Origin of the sequence: Streptomyces sp. NPDC048696 (assembly GCF_043198895.1) — a bacterium.
Lineage (GTDB): Bacteria > Actinomycetota > Actinomycetes > Streptomycetales > Streptomycetaceae > Streptomyces.
The window spans coordinates 132965-155578 of sequence record NZ_JBICVJ010000003.1; the positions used below are offsets into that span (position 1 = coordinate 132965).

Here is a 22614-nt window from a genome sequence, read left to right on the forward strand (position 1 = left end):
CCACGAGTACTGCCCGAGAGGCTAGAAGAGAGAGCGTGACGCGATCCCGTATCAATACGGGTTGTCGTCGAATACTTTGGCGAACTCAAGCAGTTTCGAGACGTCACAGATCGTTATGCTGCGATAACTACGTTCCACGAGCCCCATGGCAGCCAGAGCGGCCAGACTTTTTTCGGCCGTGTTGAGAGCGAGGCCGGCCAGCGACGCGAGTTCCTTCTGAGTGAGCGTCACCCCGAGGTCCCAGCGCTTGCCATCGCCATCCGGCACGGGCTGGGCGTATGCCTGACTCAACTCGGCCAGAACCCGGGCCAGCCGGGTCAGCGAGTCGTAGGCCTGGAAATCGATCCGGCGCCTGTTGGCCCAGCGCAGCCGGGCGCACAGCATGTGGAGGATGGCCCGCATGGCGTCAGGGTGTTGGGCCAGGAAGGTCTCCAGCGCTTGCATCTGAATAATCCGGGCGGTCACTTCACTGCATGCGACCACCGTGCCGGACCTGGGGCGCTCCTCGAAGGCCGCCATCTCACCAACCAAGTCACCCGCTATACGGACGGCGAGCAGCATGTCGTAGCCACTCTCTGCGCTGGCGACAACCTTCACGACACCACTCGTGATCAACAGGACGTGCCGACTCTCGTCCCCCTGCTGTAGCAGCGCGCGATGCGGCGGATAGCTGATCTGGGTGCCCTGCCGAAGCAGTTCTGCACGTGTCGGACTCCGCAACCGGCCGAGAAATGTGGACGGTGGCCACACGTGATTCACCAGCACCCCCGACGATCCCACTACGCGGCGCAGCACGCCGTTCAAATGCCAGCCCATGCTGTCGCCGTGCCGTGCCGCGGCAAACAGACATGACGATATGTGGCCTGTTTTTGAGCCTCGTAGCGCGAATTGACTGAATGTACATTCTTCCCATGGGCAACTAGTCCGGTTGGGAGCTTTCGTGACGGTCCGCCGGAATCTGTGGCGGACCGTCACGCGCCCCTCAGCTCAACGCAGCCCGTCAGTCGTTCCACACCATCAGCCCAGCCGCCCCTCCGCATAAACCCCCATCGCATCCCGCTGATACTCCGCCAACCCCTCCGCCACCTTGTCGAAGTTCTCGCGGAACCGGGGGTCTTCGACGTACGTCCGGGCCAGGCCCTTGTATGCCGCCGCGTTCGGGGTCCAGAAGTGGCAGATGCCCTGGTAGTGGGCGTGTACCTCGGACTGGACCGCCGGGTCGGTCACCGGGGTGCCGGACGTCATGAACTCCGCCATGCGGATCATCTGCGCCGTCACCTCGCGCTGCCAGCGCTCCATGTCCTCGGGGGTCATCGTCTCTCTGGCCCGGCGGGACTGCTCGTAGTGGTCGGGCCAGCGCTCGCGCGCCTCCTCGTCGTGGCCGGTGTGGTCGAAGCCCTCGAAGAGGTTCTCGGGCCTGTTGATCTTCGTCATGCCGTTCTCCTTGTCCTCTGTTCTCTCCAGTTCGGCGATGGTGCGGCCGACCGTGCGGGCCAGCGTGGACAGCCGGTCGCGTTCGGCGAGCAGCCGCTCGTGGTGCTCGCGGAGTACGGCCACCCGGTCCGCCTGGCTGTCCAGGACCGCCGCGATCTCGCGCAGCCCCAGGTCCAGCTCCCGCATCAGCAGGATCTGCTGCAGCCGCAGCAGATCCGCCTCCTCGTAGTAGCGGTGCCCGTTGCTCCCGATCCACGCGGGCGGCAGCAGGCCGATCTCGTCGTAGTGCCGCAGTGTCCGGGACGTCACCCCGGACATCCGGGCCACGTCCGCGATCGACCAGGCCATGGCTCCGCCTCCCTCACCGGCCGGTCTTTCCGGCCACACGGACGACGGTAGGAGTTGACGCTGCGGAAAGCGCAAGTCGCCGCCTCCTCCGCGCGGCGCCCCCCGGCTCGGCACGCCCAGTTCCGCCCGCCCGAAACGCGCTCAGCGAGCGCGCCCCGCCGACTTCCGCAGCGGCCAGAGCCGTGATAGATCGGCAAATGCCAGACGTGCCACGGCTGTTGGCTTCAAGATGAACGCTCCCAAGCATCCTTCGATGCGTACCGAAGGAGACCGGAGGAGATACGTTGCCCGCTCGTGTCAGCCCCGCCCAGCCCGGCGACCCCGTCCGTATAGGCCCGTACCGGATTGTCGGCCGACTCGGTTCGGGTGGCATGGGCACCGTCCACGCCGCGCTCGATCCTGCGGGGCTACGGGTGGCAGTGAAGCTCATCCATCCCGCACAGGCCGACGACGCCGAGTTCCGTGCCCGGTTCCGGCGCGAGGTAGAGCTCTCCCGGCGTGTGACGGGCCCCTGCCTGGTGCCGCTCCTGGCCGCGGCCCCCGAAGCAGCTCGCCCCTGGCTGGCCACCGTCTACGCCCCCGGCCCCACCCTGAACGAGCACCTGGCCACGTATGGGCCCCTTGCCGGAGCAAGTCTGTACGCCTTTGCCACCGGCACCGCCACCGCGCTCGCCGCCATTCACGCAGCCGACGTGGTTCACCGCGATGTGAAACCGCAGAACGTCATCCTCTCCGCGGCCGGACCCATGGTCCTGGACTTCGGCATCGCCCATGCCCTCGACGGCACCAGCGTGACCCGGACCGGATCGTCGACCGGCACACCCGGCTGGGTCAGCCCCGAGCACTACCGGACGGGCACCTCCGGACCCGCGGGTGACATGTTCACCTGGGGGGCGCTCGTCGCCTACGCGGCCACCGGACGACTGCCGTTCGGATCCGGAGCGCCGGACGTCGTCGCGTTCCGCGTCATGTCCGAGCCGGCGGATCTGACGGGAGTGCCGGACGGGCTCCGGGAGATCGTGGCGCAGGCCCTGGCCAAGGCTCCGGACGAGCGCGCAACAGCCAGCGAGGCCGCCGAGCGGTGCGCCGCGCTGCTCGGTGCCCAGACCACACAGGTGGTGGGTCCCGGGGTGGAGCCGACAAGGATCGGCGACCTGCTGGCCGCGGGGTGGCAGATGCCGCCCGTCGCCGACCCCGCCTGGCACCTCGCACCGACACGTACCGGCAAGCGGACCGTGGTCACCGTGCTGGTGGCTGCCGCGGTCGTCGGCTCGGCGGTCGGCGGTGCGCTCGCCTTCGTACCCCAGGAGAGCGCGAACGAGTCCGCCGCAGACGCGCCGGTGACGCGCGCCGCACCGGCCCCCACAAAAGCGACGCCAAGACAGCCGTCGGCTGCCGCTACCGCGAAGAAGGCCGAGAGCGGCGGCCGCGCGAGCCTGGATACGTGGCGCCAGGCGCGTCCGGCACAAGGCGAGGGTGAGCACGACGCGGCGCGCGCTCTCCTTCACGACACCGGCACCATCTGGCACGAGGGGATCGAGGTGTCGCCGAAAACCGTGACGTTTCACGAGTCGCGCAAAGAGGTGTACCTCTCCTATTCGCTGACCGGCGCCGAGGCGGAACGGCTTTACACGGAGACCGAGATCGCCTCGTCCACATGCGTGACTTTGCGCGATGCGATCCGTCGGCTGCACCCGGACCTTCCCTACCGCACCTATGTCCTCGTGAACGAGACAACGGGCAGCGCCACCCGGATCGCCTGGCAGGACGACTTCCTCACCAACACCCTGTGCCGGACGGGCGCCGACCAGGACACGAACCCGTTGGTCGGTGACGTCTGGCAGGCGAGTGCCGACGGATTGGCGGCCGCCATGGTTCCCAGCACGGACCGCACCGAGATCCGTGTCGCCGACCAGGCGGCACGGAAGATCATCGAGAGAACGAACGGAATGCGCCAGACGCTGAGCACGGATCGCATCCTGGCCAACGGAGACATCAGCGTCGGCTTCGACCCCACAAGTTCAGCCATGTACGTGTGGTCCAACTACATCGCGTGGGACGCGAATCAGATCGACGCGTGGGCGAGCATGGCAGCCGGTGAGGCGTGCCGGGCCCTCGTCAGGCAGCGACAGGCTTCGGGGGCCGCATGGCCGTACGTCCATTACGCAGTGGATCGGCTCACCCCCTCCCGTTACATCGTCGTCCGTTCGGGCATCGCGTCCACCGAGGCCGACTGCCCCGGCTGAACCACGAATGTGCCCACCGCATGAACGTCCCCCCTGGGACCATCGGCGGGTGACCCACCCCCGCACCACCGCGCACACCATCGCGCCAGGGCCGTTCCACGGGCCGGCGCCGGAGCTGGTCTGGTACACCTCGTACGGGTCGAACATGTTTCTCGAACGGCTCGGCCACTACATTCGCGGCGGGCCGCTGCCGGGGACCGCGCGGGTGTATCCGGGGTGCCGGGATCGGCGGCTGCCGGTGGAGTCCGTCGCCGTGGAGCTGCCCGGGGTCGTGTACTTCGCCACCGAGTCGCCGGTGTGGGGTGGTGGGCGGGCGTTCTACGATCCCGACGCCGACGGGCTCGTCTACGCGCGGGCGCATCTCGTGTCGGCGGGGCAGTTCGCCGACATCGCCGCTCAGGAGATGTACCGGGAGCCGACTGGCGATCTTGATCTGGCCGAGGTCCTTGCCGAGGGGAGGGCCGCCCTCGGTGGTGGGCGGTACGAGACCCTCGTCTGCCCCGGGCAGGTGAAGGGGGTTCCCCTGCTCACTTTCACCGCTCCCTGGGCTCTCGACGACGTGCCGTGGACCCTGCCCTCCGCCCCCTATCTGCGGCATCTCGCCTCGGGGCTGCTGGAGGCCGGGGCCTGGGATCTCGGCGCCGTGGCCGCGTACGTCGCCAGTCGGCCCGGCGCCGCCGGGTACTGGTCCGCTCGCGCTGTCGCCGCGCTCATCGGCGGATAAGTCCCGCCTCCGGTGGGCATCATGCACGGAAGCCCGGGCCGACCTCTTCTCGGCCCGGGCCCACTGCCGTACTACATCTGCTTCGATGCCTCTATCTCTATCCCCTTGACCTGCATCCTGTCGTCGTACGCGACCCGTACGTGCTGGCCGTAGCGGAACGCCGCCAGGACGGACTCGATGATGAACTGGCTCGGGTGCTCAAGGCGCACCGGGCGGCCGTTGACCAGGAGCGTCATCGTCGCCTGGATGCCGGGGAAGGGGGCGATGGGGGCCTGTACGGCCGTCGCGTACGCCACGAAGAACGGCGTCTGCGGCTGGGCCTGACCCTGGGTCTGCATGCCGGGCTGCTGCTGGCCGAACTGCTGGAGCAGCGACTGGAACGGCTGCTGCTGGCCCAGCTGTTGCAGCTGGTGCTGGAGGTGCTGCGGGAACTGGCTCTGCGGGAACTGGCCCTGCTGGGGCTGGCCGAACTGCTGCTGCGGCTGGCCGAATTGTTGGCTCGGGTCCTGGGCGGTGATGGGCTGCGTGCCGATACCGCCGCCGCCCATGTTCGTGGGTGCGTAGGACGTCATTTTCTCGTTCACCTTTCACTCGGGCTCGCTATCGGGTCACTGTGTCGTCTCGCCGGTGACGATCACGCCCACGACCTCGTCGTCGGCGTACCGGACGTGTACGCGGGGCCGGGCGCCCGCGAAGGCGGTGTGGACCGCCTGGCGGACGTGCGGCTCGGGGCACGTGAGGGTGCGCCAGGCCCCGTTGACGTACAGGCGCAGGCTCGGGGCGTTCTCGCTCGGGTGCGGGAGGACCTCGTCCGCGAAGCGTTCGGCCAGGCCCTCCGCGTACTGCCGGGGTACGAGATGGGCCACCGCCGCCCGCAGGTCGGGGCGGGTGCCGATGCGCTGGGAGGGCGGGCGGCCGGGCGCCTCGCGCTGGGGCGAGCCGGTCGCACGCAATACGTCACGTACGTATGCGGGTGGCAGCGGCTTCAAACCCGCTGTGCGCAACATTCCCTGGAGCGCGGCGACCGCGCCCGCGACCATGGCCGCCGCCGGTGAGGTGCCGGAGAACGCGTCCGTGTACCAGGTGTCCTCCTCCTGGCCGCCCTGGAGTTCGCCGGGGCGGTTCCAGAAGCCGCCCGCCGCGGTGACCTCGTGGCCCCAGCCCTGGGCGTCCACGCGCGTACCGAAGTTGGAGAAGCCGAGGCGGGAGCGGTCCGGGCCGTGGTCGCGGCCGTGGGTGCCCGGCGGGGGCGCGCCCGCGCCGACCACGATCGCGCCGGAGGAGGGGCCCGCCGGGCCGAACGGGTTGCGCCACCAGGCCGGGAAGCCGTCCGGGCGGGCCTCGTAGAGCGCGTCGTCCAGGCTGTCCGCACCGTTGCCGGCCGCCTCGACGACCACCACGCCCCGGGCGGTCGCGTAGCGCACGGCCGCGAAGTCGTCCGGCCACCACTCCAGCGGGATATGGCCGCGCTGGTCGTCGCTCGCCGTGTAGCCGAAGCGCGGGCCCGGGCGGTGCAACGGGATCAGCAGGATGTCGCCGGGGGTGAGGCGGTCGGCGGCCTCGGTGATCGCCCGCGCCGTGCCGATGCCGTGCGGGGAGGCGGCCGCGAGGACCGCTTCGGGGACGATGCCGAGCGTCCCGCTGCCGGTGCGGCTGCCGCCGAGCACGCCGAGCACGGACGTGCCGTGGTTGCGCCACGCCAGGTCCTCGACGGGCGTGCCCACGACGATCCCGGCGAGCTTGGGCCCGAGGTCGCGGTGGCCCAGCTGCCACGCGCCCTCGACGTCGACCACGCTCACGCCGTCGCCCGAGCCGCCCGCCTGGAGCCAGGCCCAGGCCGCGTCCACGCCCTCGGGGGCCGGGCCCAGGTAGCCCTGGCGGCCGCTGAAGTCGGGGGCCGCCGCGCCCTCCTTCTCGCGCCGGCCGTCGTCGTCCCGGTCGCTGTCACTGTGGCTGTGGCTGTGGCTGTGGCTGTCGCTGTCGTACGTAGTGTCATCGTTCCCGCGCGCCGGGAGCGCACTCGGCTTCACGTACGCCGTCTCGATCCCCGGCAGGCCCGCGAGCCGGGAGGCCAGCTCGTCCATACGGTCCTCACCGCCGCGCACCCGGTGGAAGAGCGTGAGGTCGGGCACCTCCGCGCCGTGCCCGGGGAGCAGCGCCAGCGCCTCCCGCACCCGGGCCGTGTCGCCGAACAGCGGCTCCAGCGTGAGCTGTTGGTCCGACAGGAACATCCCCAGGGGCTGCGGGGGTTCCGGGGGCTCCAGCGGCTCCCGGGGAGAGGCGCCCGCACGCGCGGCAGCCCCCGCCGCCCCCGCCCCCGCCCCCGCCCCCGCGATCACGATCAGTTCCCGCTCCATCGGGTGGTACGCGAAGCCCGCGCCCTCGGGTCCGGGGTCCTGTGCGCCGGCCGACTCGGCCATCGTTTCCTCACTCCCCATCCGTACGTCACTGGAGTCCGCCCGGCGTCCGTCCCCCGACGTCGCCGCCCTGCCGACGGTGAGCACCCTGCTGCAGGGACCCGGACCTGTACAGGACGCAATCGCGACAAACGGCTGTGCGGCCGACAATGAGACACGCGCCGGGACCGGGCAGGTCAGGGGCCTTGTCGATACATCAGTGCATCCGATACGTTCGCGTATCGAAAAGGAGAGACCGCCATGCCCGCGTCCACCGCTCCCGCACAACCGCCCGCTCCCCGGCGCGTCACCACGCGCCGCGCCCGGACCCGGAGGCTGCTGCTCGACTCCGCGCTGGAAGTGTTCGCCGAGGAGGGCTTCGGCCGGTCCACCGTCGAGCGGGTCTGCGAGCGGGCCGGATACACGCGCGGCGCCTTCTACTCGAACTTCTCCTCGCTCGACGAGCTGTTCCTCGCCATGTGGGAGGAGCGCTCCACCCGCATGCTCGACGATGTCCGCGCCGCGCTCGCCGAGGTGTCGGCGGCCGCGCCCGAGGACGCCGTACGGGCCGCACTGCGCGCGATCCCGGTCGACGACGCCTGGTACCGGGTCACCGCCGAGTTCACCGCGCACGCCCTGCGCAACCCCGGGCTGCGGCGCGTGATGGCCGCGCGGGAACAGGCCGTCCAGGACGCCGTACTGCCGGTCGTGGTGGCCGCGTTGGAGCGCGCCGGGCGGCGGGTCGCCGACCGGGACGCCCTTGGCCAGGCGCTCGTCGCCGTCCACGACGGCACCGCCGTTCAGGTCCTGCTCGACCCCGCGAACGACGCCGTACGCGCGCGTCGCGAAGCCCTCTTCCTGCATGTACTGGACGCCTACAGCACCCCGATCACGACCGACTCGCCTACCTCCTAGGAGATTTCCGTGAGTGACGACGCCGATGTCATCGTCGTGGGAGCCGGACTCGCCGGGCTCGTCGCCACGTACGAACTCGTCCGCGCGGGCCGCAAGGTCCTCGTCGTCGACCAGGAGAACGAGGCCAACCTCGGCGGCCAGGCGTTCTGGTCGCTGGGCGGGCTGTTCCTCGTCGACAGCCCGGAGCAGCGCCGGATGGGCGTGAAGGACTCCTACGAGCTGGCGCTCGCCGACTGGATGGGCTCGGCCGGCTTCGACCGCGAGCGCGAGGACCACTGGCCGCGCCAGTGGGCCAAGGCGTATGTGAACTTCGCGGCGGGCGAGAAGCGCGCCTATCTGTACGGGCTCGGGCTGCGCGTGACGCCGACCGTCGGGTGGGCCGAGCGCGGGGCGGGCACGGCGGCCGGGCACGGCAACTCGGTACCGCGCTTCCATCTGACCTGGGGCACCGGCCCGGAGGTCGTGCGCGTCTTTCGCGAACCCGTCCTCGCGGCCGCCGCGCGCGGGCTCGTCACCTTCAAGTACCGCCATCGCGTGGACGGTCTGGTCGTCGAGAACGGGGCCGCCGTCGGTGTGCGCGGCAGCGTGCTGGTGCCGTCGGCCGAGGCGCGCGGTGTCGCCTCCTCGCGGGAGAGCGCCGGTGACTTCGAGCTGCGCGCCCAGGCCGTCGTCGTCACCTCCGGCGGCATCGGCGGCAACCACGACCTGGTCCGCGAGAACTGGCCGGCCGAGCGGATGGGGCCCGCGCCCGCGTCCATGGTCACCGGCGTGCCCGCGTACGTCGACGGGCGGATGCTGGGGATCAGCGAGGACGCCGGCGCCTCGATCGTCAACCGCGACCGGATGTGGCACTACACCGAGGGCCTGAAGAACTGGGACCCCGTCTGGCCCGGCCACGGCATCCGGATCATCCCGGGGCCGTCCTCGCTCTGGCTGGACGCCGACGGGCGGCGGCTGCCCGCGCCGCTCTTCCCCGGCCATGACACGCTCGGCACGCTCCGGCACATCCTCGCCACCGGCCACGACCACACCTGGTTCGTCCTGACGCGGTCGATCGTGGAGAAGGAGTTCGCCCTCTCCGGCTCCGAGCAGAACCCCGACATCACCGGCAAGGACCTGAAGCTGGTGCTTTCGCGCGTACGCAAGGGGGCGCCCGGGCCCGTGCAGGCGTTCCTCGACCACGGCGAGGACTTCGTCGTGCGCCGCACCCTGCCCGAGCTCGTCGAGGGCATGAACGCGATCTCCCCGGGACCGAAGCTCGAACTCGACCAGGTGGAGCGGGAGATGGTGGCCCGCGACCGCGAGATCGGCAACGGCTACTCGAAGGACTTCCAGGTCATGTCGATGCGCAACGCGCGCGCGTACTGGCCGGACCGGATCACCCGGGTCGCCAGACCGCACCGCCTGCTCGACCCGGCGCACGGGCCGCTGATCGCCGTACGGCTGCACGTACTGACCCGCAAGACGCTCGGCGGGCTTGAGACGACGCTGGACTCGCAGGTCGTACGGCCGGACGGGACCCCGTTCGACGGCCTGTACGCGGCCGGTGAGGTCGCCGGGTTCGGCGGCGGCGGGGTGCACGGGTACAACGCCCTGGAGGGCACCTTCCTCGGCGGCTGCATCTTCTCGGGCCGGGCCGCGGGGCGGGCGCTGGCGCGGAGGCTGGGGTGAGCGGGGCGGTCGGGGCGAGCGGGGCCGCGCGCGGGCGCGTCGCGCTGGTCACCGGGGCCTCCTCCGGCATCGGCGCGGCCGTCGCCGCCTCGCTGGTCGCGCGCGGGTACCGGGTGCTGGGGACCAGCCGGGACCCGGAGAAGGTGGACCGGCCGGTGCCCGGTGTGGAGTATCTGGCGCTGGATCTGACCGACGACGCTTCCGTGGCGGCGTGCGCGGCCGCCGCCGGGGACGTCGACGTGCTCGTCAACAACGCGGGCGAGAGCCAGAACGGGCCGTTCGAGGAGCTGCCCATGGACGCGGTCGAGCGCGTTTTCCGGCTCAACGTCTTCGGCGCCGTACGGCTCACCCAGCTGCTGCTGCCGGGCATGCGCGAGCGGGGCTACGGCCGGGTCGTCATGGTCGGTTCGATGCTGGCCAGCTTCCCGCTCGCGTACCGCTCCTCGTACGTGGCGTCCAAGGCGGCGATCAAGTGCTTCGCGAGCGCGGCGCGCCGGGAGGTGGCGCCGTACGGGGTTGGGATGACGACCGTCGAGCCGGGAGCGATCCGGACCGGGATCAGCGAGCGGCGCACCCAGTACATCGGGGACGGCTCCCCGTTCGCTGCCGAGTACCGCACGATGCTCACGGCACTCAACTCGAATGAGGCGAACGGGATTTCGCCCGAGACCGTCGCCGCGACCGTCGTGAAGGCGATCGAGGCCGTCCGGCCGAAGCCGCTGTACGCGGTGGGCAGCAACGCGCCGCTCGTCTTCGCCCTGCGCCGACTGCTGCCGAGGACCGCCGCCGAGCGGCTGGTGGCGCGGCGGCACGGGCTGCGGTGAGGCCGGGGTGCCGTCCGGCGGCGCTCTGAGCGCTACTCGTTGACCAGCACCGGCACCGACAGGACCGCGCTCGCCGGGGCCCCCGTCAGCGGGGTCTTCGGCGTGGCCGTGAAGTCGATCCCGGCACCCTCCGCGCGCGGCCCGGAGTGCCCGGCGCTCCCGTGCGCGGCCTCGCCCGCCTCGCCCTCCTCCGCGTACTGGAAGCTGCCCGTGCCGACCAGGCGGCCGCGCTCGTCGTAGAAGGCGGCACGCAGTTCGAGCGCGAGCACGTCGCTCACGTCGGAGGTGATCGCGAAGTGACCGGTGACGGACGGCTTGTCGGTGATCTTCAGAGCGGTGACCCGCACGCGGTCCGTGAACGGGCCCTGCTCCAGGATCACTTCGCCCTTCGCCGGGACCTTGGCGAGGGTCGCCGCGGGTGACGGGGCCTGGCGGGGTGCGGGGAAGGTCACGGCCGGGGCCGCCGCCTGCTCGGCCCGGACGGCCTGCTGCCCGTTGTCTGCCTTGTCTCCCGAGCCGCCGGAGCCCGAGCAGGCGCTGGTGAGGGCAAGCGTGGCGAGGGCCAACGCGGCCGGGCGGATCAGACGGTTCACTGCTGGCTCCTACGGCTGGAGGGGGTCAACTGGGGCTCGGCGTACGCCGGTTGGGCCGACGTTTCACGTGAAACAGCCCGTTTCACGTGAAACATCGGCCCGGACATCGGTACTTGGCGTCAGCCGCGCGGTGCCGTGCCGAACAGCGAGCGGTACATCTTGCCGTACAGCTCGGTGTTGATCTGGCTCGCCGCGAACCGCTCGGCGCCCGGCCCGTACGCGTAGATCGGCACGTCGGCGCCGGTGTGGTTGCCGGAGAGGTAGGTCAGCCAGAGGCTCGCCTCGGGGCTGCCGTCCTTCACGTCCGCCGGGTCGTCCGGGGTACGGAAGGTGGCCGGGGCGAAGTTCTTGGCGTCACCGGAGCCGGAACCGTTGAGGATGCCCGAGGAGCGGGCCGGGTCCTTGGCACCGGACGTGGCGCGCGAAGGGGTGGAGTTGTTCGCCGTGTTGCCCGCGTCCACATTGGCCGGGGGCGCGACGGCCTCGGCGTTGGTGTACGTGCCCTTCTCGATGATGTTGAAGCCCGCGCACTCGTGGTCGGCGGTCACGATGACCAGCGTGTGCTTGTCCTTCCTGGCGAAGTCGTACGCGGCCCTGACCGCGTCGTCGAACGCCTTGACCTCGGCGAGCGTCTGCGCGGCGTCGTTGGCGTGCGAGCGCTTGTCGATCTGGGCGCCCTCGATCTGGAGGAAGAAGCCCTTCTTGGAGCGGCCGTCGAGCAGGTCGATCGACTTCTTCGCCATGTCGGCGAGCGTCGGCTCCTGCTTCTGCGGGGCATTCGCCGGGAGCTGGGCCTTGGCCTGCTCGACGGTCAGGTTGCCGCGGTTGAAGAGCCCGACGACCTTCTTGCCCCTGGCGGCGTCGAGGTCGGCCTTGGTGGCGACCTTCTGGCTGGCGGCGGTCTGCGCGGGCAGGCTCGGGTCGCCGAAGCTGCCGAGCACCTGGTAGCCCTGGGCCTGCAGCGCCTTCTGATCGTCCGGCTCGAAGCGGGCGAGGCCGCCGCCGAGGACGACGTCGGCGGTGCCGTTGCGGGCGATCTGCTCGGCGACCGGGGTGATCAGGGTCTTGTCGGCCGGGGCCTTCTCGTAGCTGCCGTCCGCGTTCTTGGGCAGGCAGGCCGCGTCCGAGTAGACCGGGCCCTGGCAGCCGCGCAGCAGCACATGGCTGAACTGGGCGGCCGGGGTCGCGTCGGTGACCTCCGCGGTCGACACGTTGCCGGTGGCGAAGCCCGCCTTCTTGGCCTGCTCCATGAGCGTGGCGCGGCGCTTCTCGTACGCGTCCACGCCGAGCGCGGCGTTGTAGGTCTTCACGCCCGACGACCACGCGGTCGCGGAGCTGGCCGAGTCGGTGACCAGCGCGGGCTTGTCGGTCCCCTTCTCCACGGCGTACGTGGCGACGGCGCCGGTGTAGGGCAGGCGCTCCATGGTGAGCTTGCCCTGGGCGCCGTAGTAGCGCTCGCGGCCGGCGGTGACGTGGGTGCGCCCCATGCCGTCGCCGAGGAGGTAGATCACGTTGCGGATCTGCCCGTCCCGGCCGGGGAACGGGTGACCGCCGTGCTGCGGGGCGGAGTTGGCCGTGACGGCGCTGCCCGCCGCGACGGCGGAGGCCAGCGCCACCACCGTCAGCGCCTTGCGGCGCTTGTCTCCCTTGGGTCTCATGGCCGCGAAGCTATGAGCCGAATGTGAACGAGTTGTGAGGCGCGGGCATACGGCGGACGAACTGCTTTACCCGTTCTTGGGATTGCCTTGCCCGATCGAAGACCTTCGCCTCACGAAGACCCCCCGTACCAAGGCACTCTCCGTAAGAAGGCTCTCTCCGTAAGGAGAGAGTCCGGATCACCCGTACGAGAGGTTGGAGCAGACGCTGTCGTCGGCCGAGCGGGCCTTCGCGGCGACCTCGGTCGGTACGGCGGCCGGGGTGGTCGGGGCCGCCCCTGTCGGGTCGGCGGCGTACTTCGAGCCCAGGATGACGCTGAGGCCGGGGGCCTTGGCCGAGCGCAGCAGCGCGCCGGGGAAGCGCTGGGCGAGCGCGTCGGCGTGGGCGCGGTCGTTCGGGCCGTACTCGATGACCGTGTGGACGAAGTCGTGGGTGGCGGCGGTCGCGGTGCCGGTGACCGTGTACCCGGCCGCCTTCAGGGCGTCGGCGCCACGGCTCGCGAGGCCCTTGGTGGTGGTGCCGTTGTAGACGGCGACGGAGATCCCGGCGCCGGACGGCGGGGTCGCACTGGGGCTCGGGCTCTTGGCGCTGACGTCCTCCTGCTTGCCCTCGCCGCTCTTGCCGCCCGCGTCCTTGCCGTCCACGGTCCGGTCCGCGCGCAGCGCCGCGAACAGGGCGTCGGCCTGCGGCTTCACCACGGCCACGCGCGCGCCCTCGTAACGCCAGGGCAGGGTGACGAACTTGGTGTTGTGCAGATCGATGTTGCGCATCGACATGGCGAAGGAGATCAGCTTGTCGGCCGAGCCCAGGCCCGGGTCGACGGTCATCGACTTGGTGGCCGCCTGCGCGAGCGGGAACAGGCTCGTCGGGTTGAGGCCCTGCGACTTGACCTTCTTCATGAGGCTGGAGATGAACGCCTGCTGGCGCTGGATGCGGCCGATGTCCGAGCCGTCGCCTATGCCGTGCCGGATGCGTACGTAGTCGAGCGCCTTCTGGCCGGAGACGTCCTGGACGCCCTTGTCGAAGATCTTCTCGCCGCGCGAGTGGCGGTTGGGGTTGAGGTCGCCCTCGTAGACGTCCTTGGGCAGGCACACCTGGACGCCGCCGACGGCCTTGGTCATCTTGGCGAAGCCCGCGAAGTCCACGACGACGGTGTGGTCGACGCGCAGACCGGTCAGCTTCTCGACGGTGTTCTGGGTGCAGGCCGGGTTGCCCTTGATCGTGTCGCCGACCGAGAACGCCGAGTTGAACATCACATTGTGCTGGGTCTGGGTCCACTGGCCGTTCGGCAGCTTGCAGGGCGGTACGTCGACCAGGCTGTCGCGGGGTATGGAGACGGCCGTGGCGTGCTTGTGGTCGGCGTGGACGTGCATCAGGAACGCGGTGTCCGAGCGGCCGATGTCGCCCTGGCCGTGGCCGTACTGGACGTTGTCACCGGCGCGTGAGTCGGAGCCTATGACCAGCACGTTCTGGCCCTTGGTCGAGGCGGCCGGGCGGTCGCCCGAGACACCGCCGTCGTCGAAGGTGTTGATGTTCCCGTTGAGCTGGAGGTAGAGCCAGCCGGCCCCGGCCACGGCGAGCACGACGAACGACACCACGACGGCCAGCGCCAGCCGCACACCGCGGCGCCGGCGCTTGCGGACAGGCGGCTCAGACGCGCCACCTCCCCGACCGCCGCCGCGCGCGTGTCCCGCCTTGTGGCTGCCTGCCATCCGTACGCCCTCATCCGTGTCATGTTGGTTGTACAGTTGCGCAATGTAGCAAGTCTCGCTGAGAACGGGAGGACCACGGGATGTTCCTGCGCAATGGCCTTGAGCCCTGGCATCTGCTGATCGTTGCGGTGGTGCTGATCCTGCTCTTCGGCTCCAAGAAGCTCCCCGACACGGCGAGGGCGCTGGGCAAGTCGCTGCGGATCCTGAAGAGCGAGACGCGCGCCATGAAGGAGGAGTCGACGGACACGGGAGCGGCACCGGCCCCGGCCGCCGAGGCCACGCCCCGGACCATCCCGGGCACGCCCGTCGACCAGCACCCGGCTCCGGCCCAGCCGCACCACACCACGGCGCCGGGCGCCTGAGTCCGGCGCACACCGGCCCGGACTCCTGACCCGAGTCCGACCCGGAGCCCGGCGCACGCCCCACGCGGAACATGACCACGATTCCGCCGGGCGCCCACCCCGGAACCTGACACGACGTCACGGCCGATGCCCGACCGGCAGGCCGTGACGTCTGTCACATCCGCCCCCGTGTCCGGGAGTTATCCACAGGCCACGGAGGCCGTCGGCGGTTTGTCGGCGGCGCGGCGCATGATGGGTCCATGAACGAGATGCCGGAGTGGGAGAAGCGGTTCCGGGCGCCCAGGGTCGGGCTGCCCGACTGGGCGGAGGACGCCCCGGACCGCTCGCTGTTCGTGTCGAACGCGACGGGGACGTACGAGCTGTACGCATGGGACCGGGCGACCGGCGCCCAGCGCCAGGCGACGGACCGGCCGAACGGGACGACGGACGGGGTGCTGACCCCCGACGGCCAGTGGATCTGGTGGTTCAGCGATACCGACGGCGACGAGTTCGGCGTGTGGCTGCGCCAGCCGTTCGGCGGGGGCGAGGACGAGCCCGCCGTGCCGGGCCTGGAGCCCTCCTACCCCGGCGGCCTCGCGCTCGGCCGGGACGGCACGGCGGTGATCGGCCGCTCCACCGACGAGGACGGCTCGACGATCCACGTCGCACGGCCCGGCGCCGCGCCCGTGGAGATCTACCGGCACCGCGAGTCGGCGGGAGTCGGCGACCTCTCGCACGACGGAACGCTGATCGCCATCGAGCACACCGAGCACGGCGACGCGATGCACTCGGCGCTGCGCGTGGTGCGCCTCGACGGCTCGACGGCCGCCGAGCTCGACGACACCGCGGGCGGCACCCGCGAGCTGGGCCTGGAGATCCTGGGCTTCGCGCCGCTGGCCGGGGACACCCGCCTCTTGATCGCGCACCAGCGCCGGGGCCGCTGGGAGCCCATGGTGTGGGACGTGGCGACCGGCGAGCAGAGCGACCTCGCCCTCGAACTGCCCGGCGACGTCTCGGCGGAGTGGTATCCGGACGGCTCGGCGCTGCTCGTCGTGCACAGCTTCGAGGCCCGCAGCGAGCTGTTCCGCTACGACCTGGCGGCCCGCGAGCTGGTCGAGGTCGAGACCCCGGCCGGCTCGGTGTCGGGCGCGACGGCCCGGCCCGACGGGTCCGTGGAGTACCTGTGGTCGTCGGCGGCCCGCCCCTCGGAAGTGCGCTCCACCACCGGAAAGATCGTCCTCGACCCTCCGGGGATGAAGGCGCCCGGCTCGGTGCCGGTGCGGGACGCGTGGGTGGAGGGCCCCGGCGGCCGGATCCACGCGCTGGTCCAGCAGCCCTCGGGCGAGGGCCCGTTCCCCACCGTCTTCGAGATCCACGGCGGCCCCTCCTGGCACGACAGCGACGCCTTCGCGGCGGGCCCGGCGGCCTGGGTGGACCACGGATACGCGGTGGTGCGCGTCAACTACCGCGGCTCCACGGGGTACGGACGGGAGTGGACGGACGCGCTCAAGCACCGGGTCGGGCTGATCGAGCTGGAGGACATCGCGGCGGTCCGCGAGTGGGCCGTCTCCTCCGGTCTCGCCGACCCGTCCCGGCTGGTCCTGGCGGGCGGCTCCTGGGGCGGCTATCTGACCCTGCTCGGCCTCGGTACGCAGCCGGACGCCTGGGCGCTGGGGCTCGCCGCGGTGCCGGTCGCGGACTATGTGACGGCGTACCACGACGAGATGGAGGCGCTGAAGGCGATGGACCGCACGCTGCTCGGTGGCACCCCGGAGGAGGTGCCCGAGCGCTTCGAGGCGTCGTCGCCGCTGACGTACGTGGACGCGGTGAAGGCGCCGGTCTACATCTCGGCGGGCGTCAACGACCCGCGCTGCCCGATCCGCCAGGTCGAGAACTATGTGGACCGGCTGGCGGCCCGGGGCGCGGTGCACGAGGTGTACCGGTACGACGCGGGACACGGCTCGCTGGTGGTGGAGGAGCGGATCAAGCAGGTCAGGCTGGAGCTGGAGTTCGCGGGGAGGCATCTGGGCATCGGCTGAGCGGACACCGCCGTCGGCGCCTTCCCGGCCCCAGCGCGTACCCCGTGACCGGCACGGCGGGAGGGTTCCGTACCGTGGGGGTGTGTACCGGTTCCTGCTGACCCCTCGCTGGTGGGGGATCAACGTCTTCGTCCTGCTGGCGATCCCGTTCTGCGTGTTCATGGGGTCCTGGCAGCTCGGCCGCTTCGAGGACCGTGTGCAGTCGCACAACGCGGCCGAGAAGCAGCCCGCCGCCGCCGAGCAGAAGGCCGTGCCGCTGCGGGAGCTGCTGCCGGTGGACCAGAAGACCTCGGGCCGGGCGGCGACGGCCAGCGGGAAGTACGGCGAGCAGTTCCTGGTGCCGGACCGGCAGGTGGACGGCAAGAGCGGCTCGTACGTCCTGACGCTGCTGCGCACCGACGGCGGCAAGGCGCTACCCGTCGTACGCGGCTGGCTGCCCAAGGGCCACCGGGCGCCCGCGCCGCCGACCGGCGAGGTCACCGTCGCCGGCGCGCTCCAGGCGTCCGAGACGCCCGGGACGGACGGGGTGAACGCGTCGGGCGGGCTGCCCAAGGGCCAGCTCGGCATGATCAGCGCGGCGTCGCTGGTCAACCTCGTCCCGTACGAGGTGTACGACGCGTGGGTCACGCTGACGGCCGCCGACACCGGGCTGAAGCCCGTCCCGGCCGCCAAGCCGCAGAACACCGGCCTGGACCTGAAGGCGTTCCAGAACCTCGGCTACACCGGCGAGTGGTTCGTCTTCGCAGGCTTCGTGATCTTCATGTGGTTCCGCCTGCTCCGCCGCGAGGCGGAGGCGGCCCAGGACGCGGCGCTGGGCCTGACGCCAGAAGCAGCCACGGTTCCAACCCCCTAGGCCCGCAACCCCCAGGGGCGCGTCCCCGGGCCTGACGCCCAGGACCCCCCAAACCCGCAACCCCCAGGGGCGCGGGGAACTGCGCGACCAGCCCCCACCGGCCCGCAGGCAAAGAACCGCGAACGGCTCCTCCCCCTCCGAGAGGAGCCGTCCGCAGGGCGCCCGCGAGGGGCGCTAGGGGGCCGGGGGCGCGGGCGCCGCGAGCACCCCGGTGCGATAGATCGTTCCGGCGCACGCATTCGGGATCGTCGCCTCGGCACTCGGCGCACCCGGCTCCGCGACATGCGTGACCGCGACCTTCCCGTCCGCCGCGACGGTAGGCGTACCGGGATCACCGGCGCCGCCCAGCTGGGTCTGCGCGCCCACCGGCGTCCCGCCCGTACCCGTGGTCGAGCCGTTCGGGCTCGTGGCCGGGGACGTGGACGGCGCGGGCGTGGGCAGCGGCCTGGGGCAGGTCTCCGACGGCACCCAGGCGAACTTCACCTCGTACGCGGCCGCGGGCTTGAGCACCAGCCCGGTGGCCTCCTGCGACGGATCGGGCAGCCCGGCCGCAGGGTCGCCCGAGGCGTGGTCGACCACGCTGATCCGGGACGCGTCGGCCGCGCCCAGCGCCTGGAAGTTGACCTTGCCGGCGCCGCTGACCTGGCACAGCGAGTGCGAGACGTTGGCGACGCGGAACGTGCCGTAGACCTTGCCGTCGGCGTCGGGCTTGGTGACCTTCGCGTACTTCACCCCGAGTTCGGCCGCGTCGCAGACCGGTGAGCCGGGGGCGGCGGGCCCGCCGACCGTGCCGCTCGCACCGGCGGCGGCCGCCGCCGGGGACGAACCGCTCGCCGAGGGCTTCACGGCCGAGCCGGGCACCGAGCTCGGGGTCATCCGACCGGAGGGCTTCTCCGCCCCCCGTCCACCGCCCTCCGCACCGGGCGCGACACCGGTGCCGCCCTGGTCCTGCCGGCCGTGTCCGGCGATGGCGGGCCGGTCCTCGTCGGAGGAGGAAGACGTGTTGGCGACATGCAGGAAGGCGGGGATCGCCGTGCCGATCAGGAGCGCGGCGGCCACCGCGCCGACCACGGCCTGCCGTTTGCGCGCCTGGCGCTCGGGCACGGCCCGGCGCAGCTGGTCCAGGGCTCCGTCGGCGGGCTCCATGCCGTCGACCGCGCCGTGCAGCAGCCGCCGCAGCGCGAGTTCGTCCGGCGTGAGGCCAGGTGGGAAGGGGTCGTTCACAATTTCGTTTCCAGTCCGGTCGTCCAGAGGGCGGTCGGGCCCGTACGTACTCTCCCCGTGGTCCCCGTCGTAACCGGGATACCGATACCCGTGCTCCCGGCGCACGTCCCCACGTACGCCGTCGTCCCCATGCCCGCCGCCGTCCCCGAACGTGCCGTCCCCGAACACGTCGTCCCCGAAGACGTCGTCCCCGTTACGGCCCGTCTCCCCGGATCCCCGGTTGTTCCACCGGGCGCTCATGCCGGGGCCTCCATGGCTATCCGCAGCGCCGCGATCCCCCGCGAGCCGTACGCCTTCACCGAGCCCAGGGATATCCCCAGCGTCTCGGCGACCTGCGACTCGGTCATGTCCGCGAAGTAGCGCAGCACCAGGACCTCGCGCTGGCGGCGCTGGAGGCCGCGCATGGCCTTGATCAGGGCGTCGCGCTCCAGCTGGTCGTACGCGCCCTCCTCCGCGCTCGCCATGTCCGGCATCGGCTTGGAGAGCAGCTTCAGCCCGAGGATGCGGCGGCGCAGCGCCGAGCGGGACAGGTTGACGACGGTCTGGCGCAGATACGCGAGCGTCTTCTCGGGGTCGCGCACGCGCGAGCGTGCCGAGTGGACGCGGATGAACGCCTCCTGGACGACGTCCTCGCAGGAGGCGGTGTCGTCGAGCAGCAGGGCGGCGAGGCCGAGCAGCGAGCGGTAGTGCGCGCGGTACGTCTCGGTGAGGTGGTCGACGGTGGTGCCCGCAGCCATGACGTCGTCAGCGCCCTCGCGGGACGAGGGCTGCGCGGGCACACGAGTGGGGCGCGCCGCCGGCATGGGGGCGATCACCGGCATGCCGCCGGGAGTGCGCGGCCGCCGGAGCGGGCGCACAACCGCGCCCCGCACCGGGAGCGCGGTGATGTCGAGTACCTCTGCCACGCCAGTTGGACACGCTTCCCCCCGTCAGGGTTGTACGCGTACGACACCGTTTTTGACAGTGCGACAAATGTCCTCATGCGTACTCGCTCTTCCCCAATGCCCCAATATTTACGGCACCTTGAATGGGCGACCGCATAGACGCTCCATGCCGGGCTGCCGGTTGCAGGGACACGGAAATGAATCGTGTAACAGGGCAACGGCGCAGTTCAAGTGGTACAGACCAGCGACTTGCTCACAGAGCGTTCACAGATCCTACAAAGATCGTGGCTACTTCGCCGCAGAGTTGCCCGCGGAGTTCTCCGCGGAGTTCATTCGCTGTTCCGCCGTGAATTCGCCCGCCGCCAGTTCCGCGATCTGCGCCGCGTTCAGGGCGGTGCCCTTGCGCAGGTTGTCGCCGCAGACGAAGAGGTCGAGCGCGTGCGGATCGTCCGGCGAGCGGCGCACCCGGCCGACCCAGGCGGGGTCGGTGCCGACCGCGTCCGCGGGTGTCGGGAAGTCGCCCACCGCTGGGTTGTCGAAGAGGACGACGCCGGGGGCGGTCGCCAGGATCTCGTTGGCCCGCGCGACCTCGACCTCGTTCTCGAAGCGGGCGTGCACGGAGACCGAGTGGGTGGTGACGACCGGGACCCGTACACAGGTCGCGGCCACCGCCAGGCGCGGCAGATCGAGCACCTTGCGGGTCTCGTCGCGCAGCCCCAGCTCCTCCGTCGACCAGCCGCCGTCGGCCGGATCGCCCGACCACGGCACCACGTTGAGCGCCACCGGCGCCTTGAAGGGCCCGGTGTCCTCGCCCACGGCCCGGCGCACATCGCCGGGTGCGGTGCCCAGGTCCGTACCGGCGACGAGCGAGAGCTGGTCGCGCAGGGTGGCGACGCCGGCCCGGCCGGCTCCGCTGACGGCCTGGTACGTGGAGACGACGAGCTCGCTGAGCCCGTACTCGGCGTGCAGCGCGCCGACCGCCACGATCAGCGCGAGCGTCACGCAGTGCGGGGACGCCACGATGCCGCGCGGCCGCAGCCGTACGGCATGGGGGTTGACCTCGGGCACCACCAGCGGCACGGCCGGGTCCATCCGGAACGCCGCCGAGGTGTCCACGACCACCGCGCCCTTGGCGGCGGCGACCGGCGCCCACTGGGCGGCGACCTGCTCGGGTGCCAGGAAGACGGCGACGTCGATGCCGTCGAGGGCTTCCTCGGTCAGCGCCCGGACCTCGACGTCCTCACCGCGCACGGCGAGCACGCGGCCCGCCGAGCGCGGGGAGGCGATCAGCCTGATCTCGCCCCAGACGTCCGCGTGCTGGGACAGGATCTGGAGCAGCACCGCGCCGGCGCCCCCGGTCGCTCCGACGACCGCGAGCGCCGGCTTGCGGGTCATCGTCCGGTGCCTCCGTAGACGACCGCCTCGTCGGAGTCGGAGTCGAGCCCGAAGGCGCTGTGCACCGCGCGGACGGCCTCGTTGACGTCGTCGGCGCGGGTGACCACCGAGATGCGGATCTCGGACGTCGAGATCAGCTCGATGTTGACCCCGGCGTCGCTGAGCGCCTCGAAGAACCCGGCCGTGACGCCCGGGTTCGTCTTCATACCGGCGCCGACCAGCGAGATCTTGGCGATCTGGTCGTCGTAGCGCAGCGACTCGAAGCCGATGGTGCCCTTCGCCCGCTCCAGCGCGTCGATGGCCTTGCGGCCCTCGGCCTTGGGCAGCGTGAAGGAGATGTCGGTGAGCCCGGTGGACGCGGCCGACACGTTCTGGACGACCATGTCGATGTTGATCTCGGCGTCCGCGATGGTACGGAAGATGGCCGCGGCCTCGCCGGGCTTGTCGGGGACGCCGACCACCGTGATCTTCGCTTCGGAGACGTCGTGGGCGACTCCGGAGATGATGGCGTGCTCCACCTGCTGATCCCCTCGCGGTTCGTTGCTGACCCAGGTGCCCTGCAGCCCGCTGAAGGACGAGCGCACATGGATCGGAATGTTGTAACGGCGTGCGTACTCGACGCAGCGGTGCAGGAGCACCTTGGAGCCGGACGCGGCCAGCTCCAGCATGTCCTCGAAGGAGATCCAGTCGATCTTCCGGGCCTTCTTCACGACCCGGGGATCGGCGGTGAACACGCCGTCGACGTCGGTGTAGATCTCGCACACCTCGGCGTCCAGCGCCGCGGCGAGGGCGACGGCGGTCGTGTCCGACCCGCCGCGGCCGAGCGTGGTGATGTCCTTGGAGTCCTGGCTGACGCCCTGGAATCCGGCCACGATCGCGATGTTGCCCTCGTCGAGGGCGGTGCGGATGCGCCCCGGCGTGACATCGATGATCCGCGCTTTGTTGTGGACCGAGTCGGTGATGACGCCGGCCTGGCTGCCCGTGAACGACTGGGCCTTGTGGCCCAGGTTTTTGATCGCCATGGCGAGAAGTGCCATGGAGATCCGCTCTCCGGCGGTCAGCAGCATGTCGAATTCCCGGCCGGTCGGCATCGGAGATACCTGTTCGGCGAGATCGATCAACTCGTCCGTCGTGTCGCCCATCGCGGAAACCACGACGACCACCTGGTGGCCGTTCTTCTTGGCTTCCACGATCCGCTTGGCGACGCGCTTGATGCCCTCGGCATCGGCAACGGAGGAGCCTCCGTACTTCTGCACGACAAGGCCCACGTGCGCTCCTCGCTCAGTCCATTACTGCGGTCGGCTCAGTCTAACGAGCGGGCCGGATCCTCCCGGGTGGTGCCACATCGTGAGATGTCCC

At 71.2% G+C, this 22614-nt stretch carries 19 protein-coding genes; 8 read left to right on the forward strand and 11 right to left on the reverse strand.

The window, feature by feature from the left end; translation table 11 throughout:
- Positions 1 to 51: 51 nt before the first annotated feature.
- Both ACGFRG_RS06750 and ACGFRG_RS06755 read right to left on the reverse strand, forming a co-directional pair.
- Positions 52 to 816 (reverse strand): Crp/Fnr family transcriptional regulator, encoded by a 765-nt coding sequence (locus tag ACGFRG_RS06750; RefSeq protein ID WP_361428707.1) that lies wholly within the window; start codon positions 814 to 816, stop codon positions 52 to 54.
- 201 nt (positions 817 to 1017) lie between these two features.
- Entirely contained in the window at positions 1018 to 1782 is a 765-nt protein-coding gene (locus tag ACGFRG_RS06755; protein WP_393261998.1) for a MerR family transcriptional regulator, read from the reverse strand.
- 284 nt (positions 1783 to 2066) lie between these two features.
- Between ACGFRG_RS06755 and ACGFRG_RS06760 the strand changes: the two genes are divergently transcribed.
- Positions 2067 to 4028: a protein kinase gene (locus ACGFRG_RS06760; protein ID WP_393262001.1), complete on the forward strand. Its 1962-nt coding sequence runs from the start codon at positions 2067 to 2069 to the stop codon at positions 4026 to 4028.
- A gap of 49 nt (positions 4029 to 4077) precedes the next feature.
- Positions 4078 to 4752 (forward strand): histone deacetylase, encoded by a 675-nt coding sequence (locus ACGFRG_RS06765; protein WP_393262004.1) that lies wholly within the window; start codon positions 4078 to 4080, stop codon positions 4750 to 4752.
- Between the two features lie 71 nt (positions 4753 to 4823).
- On the opposite strand, the gene ACGFRG_RS06770 is transcribed toward ACGFRG_RS06765, so the two are convergent.
- Both ACGFRG_RS06770 and ACGFRG_RS06775 read right to left on the reverse strand, forming a co-directional pair.
- On the reverse strand, positions 4824 to 5324 hold the full coding sequence (locus ACGFRG_RS06770; protein WP_361428701.1) for a hypothetical protein: 501 nt from the start codon (positions 5322 to 5324) through the stop codon (positions 4824 to 4826).
- 36 nt (positions 5325 to 5360) lie between these two features.
- Positions 5361 to 7172, reverse strand: coding sequence for a S8 family serine peptidase (locus tag ACGFRG_RS06775; RefSeq protein WP_393262006.1), 1812 nt, complete (start codon positions 7170 to 7172; stop codon positions 5361 to 5363).
- Positions 7173 to 7409: 237 nt separating this feature from the next.
- Here ACGFRG_RS06775 and ACGFRG_RS06780 point away from each other — a divergent pair, with 237 nt between their 5' ends.
- Genes ACGFRG_RS06780 through ACGFRG_RS06790 form a run of 3 tightly spaced genes read left to right on the forward strand, consistent with a single transcriptional unit; the run spans position 7410 to position 10558 of the window.
- Complete coding sequence (locus tag ACGFRG_RS06780) at positions 7410 to 8063, forward strand: TetR/AcrR family transcriptional regulator (protein ID WP_361428697.1); 654 nt, start codon at positions 7410 to 7412, stop codon at positions 8061 to 8063.
- A 9-nt stretch (positions 8064 to 8072) separates the two neighbouring features.
- Positions 8073 to 9734 (forward strand): FAD-binding dehydrogenase, encoded by a 1662-nt coding sequence (locus ACGFRG_RS06785; protein WP_393262009.1) that lies wholly within the window; start codon positions 8073 to 8075, stop codon positions 9732 to 9734.
- Positions 9731 to 10558 (forward strand): SDR family oxidoreductase, encoded by an 828-nt coding sequence (locus ACGFRG_RS06790; RefSeq protein WP_393262012.1) that lies wholly within the window; start codon positions 9731 to 9733, stop codon positions 10556 to 10558. The genes ACGFRG_RS06785 and ACGFRG_RS06790 overlap by 4 nt, the downstream gene beginning before the upstream one ends.
- Positions 10559 to 10590: 32 nt before the next feature.
- Here the strand turns inward: ACGFRG_RS06790 and ACGFRG_RS06795 are convergent, their stop codons facing one another.
- The 3 genes from ACGFRG_RS06795 to ACGFRG_RS06805 all read right to left on the reverse strand — a co-directional run bounded on the left by ACGFRG_RS06795 (position 10591) and on the right by ACGFRG_RS06805 (position 14519).
- A complete protein-coding gene (locus tag ACGFRG_RS06795) occupies positions 10591 to 11151 on the reverse strand; it encodes a hypothetical protein (protein WP_393262015.1) in 561 nt (186 codons plus the stop codon).
- A 119-nt stretch (positions 11152 to 11270) separates the two neighbouring features.
- Positions 11271 to 12809 carry an alkaline phosphatase gene (locus ACGFRG_RS06800; RefSeq protein ID WP_393262018.1) on the reverse strand — a complete coding sequence of 513 codons (1539 nt, stop codon included), beginning with the start codon at positions 12807 to 12809 and terminating at the stop codon, positions 11271 to 11273.
- A gap of 177 nt (positions 12810 to 12986) precedes the next feature.
- Entirely contained in the window at positions 12987 to 14519 is a 1533-nt protein-coding gene (locus ACGFRG_RS06805) for an LCP family protein (RefSeq protein WP_393262020.1), read from the reverse strand.
- An 80-nt stretch (positions 14520 to 14599) separates the two neighbouring features.
- On the opposite strand from ACGFRG_RS06805, the gene tatA reads away from it, so the two are divergent.
- The 3 genes from tatA (at position 14600) to ACGFRG_RS06820 (ending at position 17752) form a co-directional block, all read left to right on the forward strand.
- Positions 14600 to 14881 (forward strand): Sec-independent protein translocase subunit TatA, encoded by a 282-nt coding sequence (gene tatA / locus ACGFRG_RS06810; protein ID WP_361428685.1) that lies wholly within the window; start codon positions 14600 to 14602, stop codon positions 14879 to 14881.
- A 239-nt stretch (positions 14882 to 15120) separates the two neighbouring features.
- Positions 15121 to 16899 carry a S9 family peptidase gene (locus tag ACGFRG_RS06815; protein ID WP_393262023.1) on the forward strand — a complete coding sequence of 593 codons (1779 nt, stop codon included), beginning with the start codon at positions 15121 to 15123 and terminating at the stop codon, positions 16897 to 16899.
- An 82-nt stretch (positions 16900 to 16981) separates the two neighbouring features.
- Positions 16982 to 17752, forward strand: a complete 771-nt coding sequence (locus ACGFRG_RS06820; RefSeq protein WP_361428683.1) for an SURF1 family protein — start codon at positions 16982 to 16984, stop codon at positions 17750 to 17752.
- A gap of 174 nt (positions 17753 to 17926) precedes the next feature.
- On the opposite strand, the gene ACGFRG_RS06825 is transcribed toward ACGFRG_RS06820, so the two are convergent.
- The 4 genes from ACGFRG_RS06825 to ACGFRG_RS06840 all read right to left on the reverse strand — a co-directional run bounded on the left by ACGFRG_RS06825 (position 17927) and on the right by ACGFRG_RS06840 (position 22523).
- Positions 17927 to 19216, reverse strand: a complete 1290-nt coding sequence (locus ACGFRG_RS06825) for a hypothetical protein (RefSeq protein WP_393262026.1) — start codon at positions 19214 to 19216, stop codon at positions 17927 to 17929.
- A complete protein-coding gene (locus tag ACGFRG_RS06830; RefSeq protein ID WP_188276901.1) occupies positions 19213 to 19881 on the reverse strand; it encodes a SigE family RNA polymerase sigma factor in 669 nt (222 codons plus the stop codon). The genes ACGFRG_RS06825 and ACGFRG_RS06830 overlap by 4 nt, the downstream gene beginning before the upstream one ends.
- A gap of 267 nt (positions 19882 to 20148) precedes the next feature.
- Entirely contained in the window at positions 20149 to 21255 is a 1107-nt protein-coding gene (locus tag ACGFRG_RS06835) for an aspartate-semialdehyde dehydrogenase (RefSeq protein WP_361428679.1), read from the reverse strand.
- Positions 21252 to 22523 (reverse strand): aspartate kinase, encoded by a 1272-nt coding sequence (locus ACGFRG_RS06840; RefSeq protein WP_188276899.1) that lies wholly within the window; start codon positions 22521 to 22523, stop codon positions 21252 to 21254. The genes ACGFRG_RS06835 and ACGFRG_RS06840 overlap by 4 nt, the downstream gene beginning before the upstream one ends.
- Positions 22524 to 22614 lie beyond the last annotated feature (91 nt).